Annotated in this window: 13 protein-coding genes; 8 read left to right on the forward strand and 5 right to left on the reverse strand. The window is 32.0% G+C overall.

The window, feature by feature from the left end:
- The first annotated feature begins 132 nt into the window (after positions 1-132).
- Complete coding sequence (locus BA195_RS08870; protein WP_068704573.1) at positions 133-702, forward strand: hypothetical protein; 570 nt, start codon at positions 133-135, stop codon at positions 700-702.
- On the opposite strand, the gene BA195_RS08875 is transcribed toward BA195_RS08870, so the two are convergent.
- Positions 699-2,234, reverse strand: coding sequence for a GH3 family acyl-acid amido synthetase (locus BA195_RS08875; protein WP_068704575.1), 1,536 nt, complete (start codon positions 2,232-2,234; stop codon positions 699-701). The genes BA195_RS08870 and BA195_RS08875 overlap by 4 nt on opposite strands.
- 154 nt (positions 2,235-2,388) lie before the next feature.
- Here BA195_RS08875 and BA195_RS08880 point away from each other — a divergent pair, with 154 nt between their 5' ends.
- From BA195_RS08880 to BA195_RS08890, 3 genes are read left to right on the forward strand one after another with little or no spacing between them, the layout of a single operon-like run.
- The gene (locus BA195_RS08880) at positions 2,389-2,748 is read left to right on the forward strand and encodes a YtxH domain-containing protein (protein ID WP_068704577.1); all 360 of its coding nucleotides are present in this window, start codon (positions 2,389-2,391) and stop codon (positions 2,746-2,748) included.
- Positions 2,748-3,110, forward strand: a complete 363-nt coding sequence (locus tag BA195_RS08885) for a phage holin family protein (protein WP_068704579.1) — start codon at positions 2,748-2,750, stop codon at positions 3,108-3,110. Before BA195_RS08880 ends, BA195_RS08885 begins: the two co-directional genes overlap by 1 nt.
- Positions 3,091-3,297 (forward strand): hypothetical protein, encoded by a 207-nt coding sequence (locus BA195_RS08890; RefSeq protein ID WP_141677679.1) that lies wholly within the window; start codon positions 3,091-3,093, stop codon positions 3,295-3,297. The genes BA195_RS08885 and BA195_RS08890 overlap by 20 nt, the downstream gene beginning before the upstream one ends.
- A 102-nt stretch (positions 3,298-3,399) precedes the next feature.
- On the opposite strand, the gene BA195_RS08895 is transcribed toward BA195_RS08890, so the two are convergent.
- The 4 genes from BA195_RS08895 to BA195_RS08910 are packed head-to-tail and all read right to left on the reverse strand — an operon-like array spanning position 3,400 to position 7,726.
- Complete coding sequence (locus BA195_RS08895; RefSeq protein ID WP_068704584.1) at positions 3,400-4,563, reverse strand: sigma-54-dependent transcriptional regulator; 1,164 nt, start codon at positions 4,561-4,563, stop codon at positions 3,400-3,402.
- A gap of 50 nt (positions 4,564-4,613) precedes the next feature.
- Positions 4,614-5,459 carry a mechanosensitive ion channel family protein gene (locus BA195_RS08900; protein WP_068704586.1) on the reverse strand — a complete coding sequence of 282 codons (846 nt, stop codon included), beginning with the start codon at positions 5,457-5,459 and terminating at the stop codon, positions 4,614-4,616.
- An 11-nt stretch (positions 5,460-5,470) separates the two neighbouring features.
- Positions 5,471-6,793 carry an ABC transporter permease gene (locus BA195_RS08905; RefSeq protein ID WP_068704588.1) on the reverse strand — a complete coding sequence of 441 codons (1,323 nt, stop codon included), beginning with the start codon at positions 6,791-6,793 and terminating at the stop codon, positions 5,471-5,473.
- Positions 6,794-6,796: 3 nt separating this feature from the next.
- Positions 6,797-7,726: an ABC transporter ATP-binding protein gene (locus tag BA195_RS08910; protein ID WP_068704590.1), complete on the reverse strand. Its 930-nt coding sequence runs from the start codon at positions 7,724-7,726 to the stop codon at positions 6,797-6,799.
- Between the two features lie 190 nt (positions 7,727-7,916).
- On the opposite strand from BA195_RS08910, the gene BA195_RS08915 reads away from it, so the two are divergent.
- The 4 genes from BA195_RS08915 to BA195_RS08930 are packed head-to-tail and all read left to right on the forward strand — an operon-like array spanning position 7,917 to position 13,808.
- Positions 7,917-8,375 carry a MarR family winged helix-turn-helix transcriptional regulator gene (locus BA195_RS08915; protein ID WP_068704592.1) on the forward strand — a complete coding sequence of 153 codons (459 nt, stop codon included), beginning with the start codon at positions 7,917-7,919 and terminating at the stop codon, positions 8,373-8,375.
- Positions 8,376-8,393: 18 nt separating this feature from the next.
- The gene (locus BA195_RS08920; protein WP_068704593.1) at positions 8,394-10,799 is read left to right on the forward strand and encodes a 3-hydroxyacyl-CoA dehydrogenase/enoyl-CoA hydratase family protein; all 2,406 of its coding nucleotides are present in this window, start codon (positions 8,394-8,396) and stop codon (positions 10,797-10,799) included.
- A 3-nt stretch (positions 10,800-10,802) separates the two neighbouring features.
- Complete coding sequence (locus BA195_RS08925) at positions 10,803-11,993, forward strand: acetyl-CoA C-acyltransferase (RefSeq protein ID WP_068704596.1); 1,191 nt, start codon at positions 10,803-10,805, stop codon at positions 11,991-11,993.
- Positions 11,994-12,011: 18 nt separating this feature from the next.
- Positions 12,012-13,808: an acyl-CoA dehydrogenase family protein gene (locus BA195_RS08930; RefSeq protein WP_068704598.1), complete on the forward strand. Its 1,797-nt coding sequence runs from the start codon at positions 12,012-12,014 to the stop codon at positions 13,806-13,808.
- The last annotated feature ends 125 nt before the right edge of the window (positions 13,809-13,933 follow it).

Raw genomic sequence — 13,933 nt, forward strand, 5'->3', positions numbered from 1 at the left:
TCACTTTAAGCTATCATGCGATTCTAAACTCTTATTCTTAGTAGAAAAAATCTAAAAGAGTTAATTATAATTTTATATCCGTTAATTCAATTACACTTATTCTTCTATTTTTGATTGAACTTAATAATACCTATGAGCAATTTAAAAAACAAAACAATTCCAAAAAATATTTTTACCAAAGTTACAAAAGCGCTTTCTTACTTCCCTTCTTTAGAAAACACCCCTATTACTTTTAAATTTAAAAAAAACATTAAAAAATCGACCATGCAAGCGCAACCTGAGTTTTTAACCGTTTTATTCGGAAAAAAACATAGACGTTATGTTATTTTTATTAGTGAAAAATTTAAAATATCTGGCACTGAATTAAAAACAAGAGACATTCCTTATGATGTTTTTGTAGGTTGGATTGGTCATGAACTAGGTCATATAATGGATTATGAAGAAATGAGCAACCTTGAACTAATTTGGTTTGGTTTTAAATATATACTGTTAGAAAAACACATTATTAATGCCGAAAGAAAAGCCGATCATTTTGCTGTAAAACAAGGAATGGAAGACTATATTATGAGAACCAAAAACTTCATTTTAAATCACGCCGATATAACACAAACCTATAAAAACAGAATGAAGCGTTATTATTTATCGCCAGAGGAAATTATGCAACTAGTTAACGATCGTGATAATGTTACTCTAAAACCTTAAAGGTTTAGCTGTTCTTTTACAAATATTTCCCATTCTGCAAACTTTTCACTTCCCATAACTCTTTCCATTTTTACTTGACCTCCTTTTTTCTTATTTCTTTCGCTCCAATTATGAAAAATAGCAGCTGGTATTATAGTTACTTTTACACCTTCTAAAGCTTTACTCCGAGCTACTTTGTAATTTTTATTTGCTTCTTTTAAAAATGTATCTAACTTTTCAGCAACTACCGGTTCATCTTCTTTTAAATCTGTTCCAATATACCAAGTATGATAAAACTCATCGTCTTTATGTCGTTTTGCACAAATAGTATATTCTGTTATTTGTGTATTAAACTGCTCTTCTAAATACTTCATTCCTGCATCCATTTTATTAACAGACAGTTGCGAACCAACTGTATTTAAGAAAAACTTAGTTCGCCCTGTAATTTTTATTTCTGCTCTTTCAACATCAGTAAATTCAATTGTATCACCTATTATATATCTCCATAAACCACTTACCGTACTTATAATTAAAACATAGTCCTGATTTAACTTTACATCTTTTAAGGTAATAGAAGGCGCATCATTTTTTAACGCCCCATCTGAAAGTATGTATTCAGGTTTAAAAGGAACAAACTCAAAATAAATACCTTCATTTGTATTTAACTGCATTGCGTCTGTTTCTGGTCTTACTTGTGTTGCAATGTACCCTTCGGATGCTAAATAGGTATCTATTACAGTTACTTCTTTACCTAATAAAGCTTTAAAACTTTTTTCATAAGGACCAAAGGCCACACCTCCTGACGTATACACCTTAAGATTAGGCCATATTTCATGAATATTATTTAGGTTATGGTGTTCGATTACTTTTTGAAGCATTAATTCTATCCAAGATGGAATTCCGCTTAAAGCACCAATATCCCATTTTTTTGCATCTTCAGCAATTTTTTGTACCCGCGTATCCCAATCACTTATTTTAGCAATATCTTCCCCTGGTTTATAATAGCTTTTAAACCAGAAAGGAATATTACTTGCGGTTATACCACTTATTTCGCCTTCTTCTTTGTCATCTTTTCGTTGATTTAAATCCGTAGAACTACCTAGCATCATAATTTCTTTCTCGAAAAAATCAACCGGCAAGTCGAAATTTTTAAGAGCCAATACTTGTTTAATTCCTGATTGTCTTATCACTTCTAACATTTCGTTTGTAACAGGTATTCTCTTACTTTCTGAACCAGTTGTACCTGAACTTAGCGCAAAATAATCTGGACTATCAGGCCATGTTACATTTTCTTGTCCCTCATGTAATTTATACCACCACTCTTTATTCATTGCGTCGTAATCAAAATAAGGAACTTCTTTAGCAAATGAAACTACATGTTTATCTGTATTTAAAATATCATCAAATTTATACTGCTTACCAAACTGTGTGTTTTTAGCTATAGTTAATAAATCAGATAATACTTTTTTTTGATTTTCTATATGATTATCACTACTTACTAATGCGTTTGCCACATCAATAACACCTTTTATAATACCTCCTAAAACTGCCATAAACCTTGTTTTTTTATCAAAAATAAGTAAGAAAAAGCATTAAACAATGTAAAAATAGCTATTGAGTTAATATTAATATTTTATGAGTTAAAGCTTACTTTATTCCTAAGTTATCTTTGTAGTATCAATAATTATTAACCTAAAAACAAAAAAAATGAGCGATAATAAAAACATATTTGGAGTATTAGTAGGAATGGCTGTTGGTGCCGGAATTGGGGTGTTATTTGCACCAGATAAAGGAAGTAAAACAAGGCAAAAAATAGCAGATGGTGCTGTTTCTGCAAAAGACACTATTGTTACAGAAGCTACACATATTAAAGATGAAGTTGCTACAAAAGCAGAAACTTTAAAAAACAATGTATCTGATACTTTAAACGCAAAAAGCAATACATTAGAAGAAAAACTAGATACTATTATTACAGATGCTAGTTATAAAGCTGAAGATGTTATTTCTAACCTAGAGTTACGCCTTAAAACATTAAAAGCTAAGAATAAAAAATTACAAACTAAATAATGTCTGTTTTTAAATCTTTACACACAAACTCAGAAAAAGCGATCGAGAAAGGCGAGGAATTTATTAAAAATTCTGAAAAATATTATAAGCTAAAAATTTTTCAGGTTTTAACATCTTCTCTTAGCATGATTTTTAATTTTGCTATTATAGGTATTTTTATACTTATTGCTTTTATATTTTTAGCTGTTGCAATCTCATCAGTTATTGGTAACTATTTAAATAATCCTTTTTTAGGATACATTTTGGTTGCATTACTTTTTTTTGTTTTTGGACTTATTGCATATTTAGTAAGAAATCATATAGATAACTTTGTTATTAAAAGCTTATCTGAAAAATATTTTGATGATGAAAAAACACTATAAAAACAGTCAGGAAATAACTACCGAATTAAAAAAACTACGTCTTAAACGTGATATTTCAGTTGAGGAAATTAAACTAATAAAAGAGCAGTTAAAAGAAGATTTATCAATTGTTAATTGGGTAAAAACACTAGCTACTAATCTTGGTAAATTAGGTGTTTATAATTTTGCAAAAAAAATGATGAAATAATATACTATATGTATCCTAAAATTTTCTCTAACTAAAAAACACCTAGAAGAATCTTTGAAACATTCTTCTAGGTGTTTTTATTTATTCGTGACTTTAATACCCTTATTTACTTGCAAATAATTTTATATCATTCTCTGATATTTCTTTTTCACCTAAAATAAGTAAACGTTCAACTACGTTTCTTAATTCACGAATATTACCTGTCCAATCATAGGCTTGTAATAGTTTTATAGCTTTTTCTGAAAATATTTTTTTAGCCATTCCTTGTTCTTTTGAAATTTTATCAGCAAAAAAATCTACCAATAAAGGAATATCGTCTCGTCTATCATTTAAAGCCGGTACTTTTATTAAAATTACTGCCAAACGATGGTATAAATCTTCACGAAAGCGCCCTTCGGCTATTTCTTGTTTTAAATCTTTATTTGTAGCTGCTACAATACGAACATTTACTTTTATATCTTTATCTGATCCTACTCGTTGAATTTTATTTTCTTGTAAAGCACGCAATACTTTTGCTTGTGCCGACAAACTCATGTCGCCTATTTCATCTAAAAAAATAGTTCCGCCATTTGCAGCTTCAAACTTACCTGCCCTATCTTTATTTGCTCCTGTAAAAGAACCTTTTACATGCCCAAAAAGTTCGCTTTCTATTAATTCAGACGGAATTGCTGCACAATTTACCTCAATCATAGATGCTTTTACCCTTTCTGATTTTTCGTGTAGCCAATGTGCTACTAATTCTTTTCCAGTTCCGTTAGGCCCTGTAATTAAAACTCTAGCATCTGTAGCTGCTACTTTTTCAATAATTTCTTTGATGTGAGTAATCGCATCGCTCTTACCAATCATCTCATAGTTTTTGCTAACTTTCTTTTTTAAGCGTTTGTTTTCAATAACCAACTCCTTTTTGTCTAACGCATTACGAACCGTATTTAACAATCGGTTTAAATCTGGTGGCTTTGAAATATAATCAAAAGCTCCTAAACGCATAGTGTTCACTGCAGTATCTAAATCCCCATGACCAGAAATCATAACCATTGGTACCTCTGGTTTTATTTTTTTAGCTTTTTCCAATACTTCAACCCCATCCATTTTTGGCATTTTAATATCACATAAAACCAAATCGTAATCGTTGCTTTTAATCATTTCAATTCCTAATAATCCATCTTCAGCCTCTTCTAACTGATATGCTTCGTTTTCTTCTGAAATAATTTTTTTTAAAACTCTGCGAATTGCAGCTTCATCTTCAATTATTAATATTTTTGACATTATATTGTGTATTATTTTTAGCTTTTTTTATCGATACAATAACCAAGCCATTATATTTTTTTATCTATAATATGTATATCTCTTTGTGGGAAAGGAATTGAAATATTATGCGCTCTAAACAATTTATCTATTTTAAATCGGATATCACTTTGTGGTATTTGCGCCTGAAAACTATCATTTAATGTAAAAACGAGTTTAAACTCTAAAGCACTATCTCCAAAATTCTCAAAGATTACCGTTGGTGCGGGATGTTGAAAAACTTTAGCGTGCTCTTTTGCGGCTTTTAACAATAGTTCCTTAACCAACTGTACATCGCTTCCGTATGCCACTCCAACCTTTACACTTTCACGTGTTGTTGTTCCATTTTGTGTCCAATTATATAAACTATTGGTTAAATATTTATGGTTAGGAATTACCAGCACTTTGTTATCAATTGTTACGGCACGTGTTGTTCTTAACTTTATTTCTTCTACTCTACCTACTTTTTCATCTAATTCAATAATATCGCCTACATGGACACTTTTATCTAAAATAATAAAGACCCCAGAAATAATATCTTGAAAAAAAGTTTGCAACGCTAAACCAATACCAATTAATAATGCTGATGATGCTACTAATATTGCGCTTAAATTAACACCTGCCGATGATAAACTGATTGAAAAAACAATTAAATATAGCAACCAACTTGCAAAAGAAAAAATGGTGTTAAATTTGTTTTTATCCTCTTCTTCTAATCTGTTTTTTACAAATTTTTTAAAATATCTTAATAAATATTTTACTACAAGAAAAGCTAATATTAATAACAAAACTGTTTGTATTGTAATATCTACTTCTTTTCCTCCTATGGGAATTTTATAGCTTAAAAAAACTTTGATTTGCTTTAATACATCTTTCATTTAGTTATTTTTTATCCATTATATCGAATCCATTTCCATAAATCTTTATAAGTAGGTTTTTTACCGTACATTAAAATACCTACACGATAAATTTTTGCAGCTAACCATACTATTACCATAAAAGTAAGTAATAATAATAACATTGATATTGCTATTTCCCACCAAGCAACACCAAACGGAACACGCATTAACATTACAATTGGCGAGGTAAATGGAATGTATGAAAATATTACAGATACTGGACCATGGGGGTCATTTATTACAGTTGCAAAACCAACATAAACCGCTAATATTAATGGCAACATAATTGGCATCATAAACTGCTGTGTATCGGTTTCGTTATCAACCGCAGCACCTACGGCCGCAAACAATGAACTATACAACATGTACCCACCCAAGAAATAGAAAATAAATAATAGAAACATTTTTAATAACGGTAATTTAAAAATTTCTTGCACTAACATTTCACCTTTATTACCTGCTGCTTGTTGCATTGCATCCATTTGTTCGGCAGGTACTTTAGCGGTTTGCATTTCTACCAAGTCAATTCCGAAAACAGCAGAAGCAATTAAACTAAAAATAAGAAATAAAACTCCCCAGATAAAAAATTGTAACAATCCTGCGGATGCATTTCCTATAATTTTACCTAACATTAATTGAAAAGGTTTTACCGACGATACTATAACCTCTATAATTCTACTTGTTTTTTCTTCAATAACACTTCGCATTACTGAGGTTCCGTATATCATTACAAACATCATCAACAAATACCCTGCTAAACCGCCTACTCCAATCTTTAATCCGTTGATTAATTTAGATGATTTTTCACCAGAAAAATTAAACATTTTTATATCTGCTGAAATTCTAGACTCTTTGATATGCGCTAAATCTATTCCAAAACTTGTTAGTTTTTCATTACGTAACTTTTTATCAATTCTACTTTCTAAATTTCCCATGATAGACATACTTGGTGAATCTTTTGAGAAAAACTCAATTGAATTGGCAAGTATTTCTAAACTATCTTGTTTTGGTATGTATAAGGCTCCGTAATAATCGCCTTCTTCCACCTTTTTTTTAGAATCTTCAATTCCTAATGCTGTAAAATTTTCATACTTTATTGTTTTAGAATCGTTAAAAACATCTTTTGTAAATAATCCTGACTCGTCAACATATACTATTTTTTTTACTTTTTCGTCATTCTTTTTCATCAAAAAGAACACCAATGCCCCCATTCCAATCATTAACAACGGACTTAAAAAAGTCATAACTATAAATGATTTATTTCTAACCTTAGCAATAAACTCTCGTGCTATAATTAATTTTAATCTACTCATTTTTTAGCTGTTTTTATTTATTGCTTTAATAAAAATATCATTAGCACTTGGTATTAATTCTACAAAATGCTGTACTTGTCCTTGTGTTGTTAAAAATGATAGCAAATCATTTGCTGAATTACCTGTGGTTAGTCCTACATTTAATTTTAAACCATCGTTTAATAATTTAAAATCGGCAGGAAACACTTTAAAGTTTTCTTTTAATTTTACTGCTACTTCTTTCGGATTAGCTGTATTTACCCCAACTTGAAAAGTATTGGTTCTAAACTCACGTTTAACATCCTCTAGTTTACCATCTAATATTTTGTTTGATTTATCAATCAATGCAATATAATCACACATTTCTTCTACAGATTCCATACGATGTGTAGAAAAAATAATCGTAGCTCCTTCATCACGAAGTTGTAAAATTTCTTTAGCTATTAATTGTGCGTTTATCGGATCAAACCCTGAAAAAGGTTCGTCAAAAATCAATAATTTAGGCTGATGTAAAACGGTAACAATAAATTGAACCTTTTGCGCCATTCCTTTAGAAAGTTCTTCAATTTTTTTGTTCCACCAAGCACCAATATCAAATTTATCAAACCAATATTTTAATCGTTTTTTAGCTTCCGCTTTACTCAACCCTTTTAATTGCGCTAAATACAAAGCTTGCTCACCAACTTTCATCGATTTATACAACCCCCTTTCTTCAGGTAAGTAACCAATATATTCAATATGATTAGGCGCCAACTTTTCACCATCTAAAATTATAGTACCACTATCAGGCATTGTAATTTGATTAATAATTCTAATTAACGATGTTTTACCTGCTCCGTTAGGCCCTAAAAGCCCAAAAACACTTCCTTTAGGTATTTGCATTGACACGTTATTTAACGCAGTATAATCTCCGTAACGTTTTACTATACTATTAATTTCTAATAAATTACTCATTGGCTTTGTAGTTGATTTACTGTAGCTTGTTTAAAAATCGATAATGACAAACTTACATATTTTTATACTTATTAGTAACTACTTTACTACAAACGTTACATATTAATTGAATGTTAAATTTACTATGCATGCATAACTTTTTTTAAATTTACTATGCATGCATAATAAATTTTTATATCTTTGGCTTCACATGGATAAAGATAAATCAATAGATCATCAATTAAGAGCCACCTGGCAAGCTGTTGCAAAAATGTACAACGAGCAAGCTGCAAAGCATGATAGTACTATGGCTACTGCTTTTGTTTTATTGAATATTGATTATGAAAACGGAACACCATCAACTGCATTAGGCCCATTAATGGGAATGGAACCGACGAGTCTTTCACGCTTATTAAAAACAATGGAAGATAAAGGAGTAATTTGTAGAGAAAAAAGCCCTACTGATGGAAGAAGCGTTATTATAAAACTAACCGATTATGGTAAAGAAATGCGTGAAGTTTCAAAAGGTCATGTGTATCAATTTAACAACAAAATAAGAAATTTTATTACTGAAGATGAGTTAGCAACTTTCTTTAAAGTAACAACAACCATAAACAAACTTATTGCAGACAAAATGGTATATAGTGATACCGATAAAGAAGCTGTATAAAAACAAATCAATAAACAAATGACAAGAAGAATTAAAAAAGTAGCAATCGTCGGTTCTGGAATTATGGGAAGCGGTATTGCATGTCATTTTGCAAACATTGGCGTTGAAGTCTTATTATTAGACATCGTTCCAAGAGAACTTAACGACAAAGAAAAAGCAAAAGGACTTACGTTAGAAGACAAAGCCGTTCGTAATCGTTTGGTTAACGACGCTTTAGCTGCTTCTTTAAAATCAAAGCCATCTCCTATTTATTCTAAAAAATTTGCCCAAAGAATTACTACGGGTAATTTAGAAGACGATATCGCAAAAGTTGCCGATGTTGATTGGATTATGGAAGTTGTTGTTGAACGATTAGATATTAAAAAAATCGTTTTTGAAAAATTAGAAAAACACCGTACTCCAGGTACCATTATTTCTTCTAACACTTCAGGAATTCCTATCAAATTTATGAACGAAGGAAGAAGTGAAGATTTTCAAAAACATTTTGCAGTAACTCACTTTTTTAACCCTCCTCGTTATTTAAAATTATTTGAAGTAGTTCCAGGACCAGACTGTAAACAAGAAGTTACTGACTTTTTAATGGATTACGGTTCAAAATTTTTAGGAAAAACTTCAGTTTTAGCTAAAGATACTCCTGCTTTTATTGGTAACAGGATTGGAATTTTCGGAATCCAATCTTTATTTCACCAAGTAAAAGAATTAGGTTTAACTGTTGAAGAGGTAGATAAATTAACAGGGCCGGTAATTGGTCGCCCAAAATCAGCAACTTTTAGAACTGTTGATGTTGTAGGTTTAGATACTTTAGTACATGTTGCCAACGGTATTTTCGAAAACTGTCCTAACGACGAAGCTCACGAATTATTCAAATTACCAGGTTTCATCAACACCATGATGGAAAACAAATGGTTAGGAAGTAAAACTAAGCAAGGGTTCTACAAGAAATCAGTAAATGCTGAAGGAAAAAAAGAAATCTTAACGTTAGATTTAGACACGATGGAATATCGTTCTAAAAAACGCGCAAAGTTTGCTACTTTAGAATTAACTAAAACTATTGACAAACCAATTGATCGATTTAAAGTATTAGTTGGCGGAAAAGATAAAGCGGGAGAATTTTACCGTAAAAACTTCGCAGCAATGTTTGCGTATGTTCAAAATAGAATTCCAGAAATTTCTGACGAATTATATAAAATTGACGATGCCATGAAAGCTGGTTTCGGATGGGAAAATGGACCTTTCGAAATTTGGGATGCTGTAGGTGTAGAAAAAGGTATCGAACTAATGAAAGCTGAAGGAAAAGAACCAGCTGCTTGGGTTACCGAAATGGTAGCTAAAGGAGAAACTTCTTTTTATACAGTTAAAAACGGAGCAACTTACTTTTATGATGTTGCTGCTAAAGCACAAACTAAAAAACCAGGACAAGATTCATTTATCATTTTAGATAATATTCGTAAAACAAATGAAGTATTTAAAAACTCAGGTGTTGTTATTGAAGATTTAGGAAACGGAATCTTAAACTGTGAATTCCAATCTAAAATGAACACTATTGGTGGCGATGTTTTAGCTGGATTAAACAAAGCTGTAGATTTAGCTGAAAAAGATTTTCAAGGATTAGTTGTTGGTAACCAAGGTGCAAATTTCTCGGTTGGAGCAAATATTGGAATGATTTTCATGATGGCTGTAGAGCAAGAATATGACGAATTAAACATGGCTATCAAGTATTTTCAAGATACAATGATGCGTATGCGTTATTCTTCAATCCCTACAATATCAGCTCCGCATGGTATGGCTTTAGGTGGTGGATGTGAACTATCATTACATGCTGACAAAGTGGTTGCCGCTGCTGAAACCTATATGGGATTAGTAGAATTTGGAGTTGGTGTTATCCCAGGTGGTGGTGGTTCAAAAGAAATGGCATTACGTGCATCAGACACTTTCCGTACAGGAGATGTTCAGTTAAATGTATTGCAAGAGTATTTCTTAACCATTGGTATGGCTAAAGTTAGTACTTCTGCTTATGAAGCTTATGACTTAGGTTTATTACAAAAAGGGAAAGATGTTGTTGTTGTAAACAGAGATCGTCAAATTGCAGAAGCTAAAAAACATGCGGTTTTAATGGCTGAAGCAGGATACACACAACCCACTTCTCGTAAAGATGTGTTAGTACTAGGTAAACAAGCATTGGGTGCATTTATGGTAGCTACCGACTCTATGCAAGCAAGTAAATTTATTTCTGAACACGATCAGAAAATAGCAAATAAATTAGCCTACGTAATGGCTGGTGGAGATTTATCAGAACCAACAAAAGTTTCTGAACAGTATTTATTAAACTTAGAACGCGAAGCTTTTTTAAGTTTATGTACAGAGCGCAAAACATTAGAGCGTATTCAACACATGTTAAAAACTGGTAAACCATTAAGAAACTAAAAGATGAAAACAGCATATATAGTAAAAGGATATAGAACTGCCGTAGCAAAGTCTAAAAAAGGTGCGTTCAGATTTAAAAGAGCTGACGAGTTAGCTGCTGAAACTATTTCATACATGATGGAGCAGTTGCCTGAGTTCGATAAAAAAAGAATTGATGATGTAATTGTTGGTAATGCAATGCCTGAAGGTTCTCAAGGATTAAATATGGCACGTTTAATCTCTTTAATGGGATTAAAAATTGAAGATGTTCCTGGTGTAACTGTAAATCGTTTTTGTTCTTCAGGAATAGAAACGCTTAGTATGGCTGTTGCAAAAATTCAATCAGGAATGGCTGAATGTATTATTGCAGGTGGAGCTGAAAGTATGAGTTCTGTACCAATGACAGGTTTTAAACCAGAATTAAACTATGATACGGTTGCTGCAGGTCATGCAGATTATTACTGGGGAATGGGAAACACTGCTGAAGAAGTAGCTAACAAGTACAATATTTCTCGTAAAGACCAAGATGAGTTTGCTTTACAATCTCACCTGAAGGCTTTAAAAGCACAGGAAGAAAACCGTTTTCAAGATCAAATTGTACCAATTAAAGTTGAAGAAACTTATGTTGATGCAAAAGGTAAACGTGCTACAAGAGAATATACAGTAACTAAAGATGAAGGACCTCGTAAGGGATCAAACATTGCTGGTTTAGAACGTTTACGTCCTGTATTTGCTACAGGCGGGAGTGTTACTGCTGGTAACTCTTCTCAAACAAGTGATGGTGCTGCATTTTTAATGGTTATGAGTGAAGATATGGTTAAGGAATTAAACATAAAACCAATTGCTCGTATGGTAAGTTATGCTGCTGCTGGTGTTCCTCCAAGAATTATGGGAATAGGACCTGTAGCTGCAATTCCAAAAGCATTAAAACAAGCAGGATTAAAACAAGAAGATATTAGCTTAATTGAGTTGAACGAAGCTTTTGCTTCTCAATCATTAGCTGTAATTCGCGAATTAGGATTAGATGCAGATATCATTAACGTAAATGGTGGAGCAATTGCATTAGGACATCCACTAGGTTGTACTGGTGCTAAATTATCAGTTCAATTATTTGATGAAATGCGCAAACGTAATATGCAAGGGAAATATGGAATGGTAACGATGTGTGTAGGTACTGGTCAAGGTGCTGCTGGTATTTTCGAATTCTTAAACTAACAAAAAAACAAAACAAAAATGGCAGATTTATTAAGAGGAGGTCAATTCCTAGTTAAAGAAACAAAGTGTGAAGATATATTTACTCCTGAAGATTTTTCAGAAGAGCAAGTAATGATGAAAGAAGCGGTTAAAGAATTTAACGATCGTGAAATCATCCCTCATAAAGAACGTTTTGAAAAGAAAGATTATGCTTTAACCGAAGAAACTATGCGCAAAGCTGGTGCTTTAGGTTTCTTAGGTGTGGCAGTTCCTGAAGCTTATGGCGGATTAGGAATGGGATTTGTTTCTACCATGTTAACATGTGATTATATATCAAGCGGAACAGGTTCTTTTAGTACTGCTTTTGGTGCACATACAGGTATTGGTACGATGCCAATTACTTTATATGGTACCGAAGAACAAAAACAAAAATATGTACCTGCCTTAGCAATGGGTGAGCGTTTTGGCGCTTACTGTTTAACAGAGCCAGGTGCAGGATCGGATGCTAACTCTGGTAAAACTACTGCTGAGTTAACTGAAGACGGAAAACACTATAAAATTAACGGTCAAAAAATGTGGATTTCAAATGCAGGTTTTGCTGAAATATTTATAGTTTTTGCTCGTATTGGTGATGATAAAAATATTACTGGTTTTATTTTAGAATATGACAAAGCGAATCCAAACGGAGTAACTTTAGGTGAAGAAGAGCACAAATTAGGTATTCGTGCGTCTTCTACACGTCAAGTATTCTTTAGCGACACTTTAGTTCCTGTAGAAAATATGTTATCTACTCGTGGAGGCGGATTTAAAATTGCCATGAATGCATTAAATGTAGGTCGTATTAAATTAGCTGCTGCTTGTTTAGACTCTCAAAGAAGAGTAATTACATATGCAACTCAATACGCTACTGAGCGTAAGCAATTTAAAACTCCTATTGCAGAATTTGGAGCTATTAAAATGAAATTAGCTGAAATGGCTACTAACGCTTATGTTGGTGAGTCTGCTTCTTACAGAGCTGCTAAAAACATTGAAGACAGAATTGCAATTCGTGAACAAGAAGGAAGCACACATCAAGATGCTGAATTAAAAGGTGTTGAGGAGTATGCTATTGAATGTTCTATCTTAAAAGTTGCTGTTTCTGAAGATGTACAATCTTGTGCTGATGAAGGGATTCAAATTTTTGGAGGAATGGGATTCTCTGAAGAAACTCCAATGGAGTCTGCTTGGAGAGATGCTCGTATTGCACGTATTTATGAAGGTACTAACGAAATTAACAGGTTATTATCTGTAGGTATGTTAGTTAAGAAAGCAATGAAAGGTCATGTTGATTTATTAGGTCCAGCAACTGCTGTTGGTAACGAATTATTAGGTATTCCTTCTTTTGATACACCAGATTACTCTGAGTTATTTGCTGAAGAAAAAGAAATCATCGCTAAACTTAAAAAAGTATTCTTAATGGTTGCCGGTGGTGCTATTCAAAAATATGGAACAGAATTAGAGCAACATCAACAATTATTAAATGCTGCTTCTAACATTTTAATTAAAGTTTATATGGCTGAATCTGCTATTTTAAGAACTGAAAAAAATGCTAAACGTTCAGGTGAAGCTTCACAAAAAGAGCAAATTGCAATGACCCAATTATATTTATACAACGCAGTAGATGTTATCATTAAAAATGCCAAAGAAGGTATTGTTTCTTTTGCTGAAGGAGATGAGCAACGCATGATGTTAATGGGACTTAAGCGTTTTACAAAGTATGCAAACTACCCTAACGTAGTTGAATTACGTAATACTATTGCTGAGAAGTTAAAAGCAGAAAATAAATACTGCTTCTAATAATAAATTACAGTTTATCTATTTGTAAACTGTTAAAAAAACTTCTATAACTATATAGGTTTTAGAATTTAGTTGTTTGTTTAAAGATCGTCAAATTAAGTTTTGGCGGTCTTTTTTTTATTTTA

The organism is Tenacibaculum soleae, assembly GCF_001693415.1.
GTDB classification, from domain to species: domain Bacteria; phylum Bacteroidota; class Bacteroidia; order Flavobacteriales; family Flavobacteriaceae; genus Polaribacter; species Polaribacter soleae.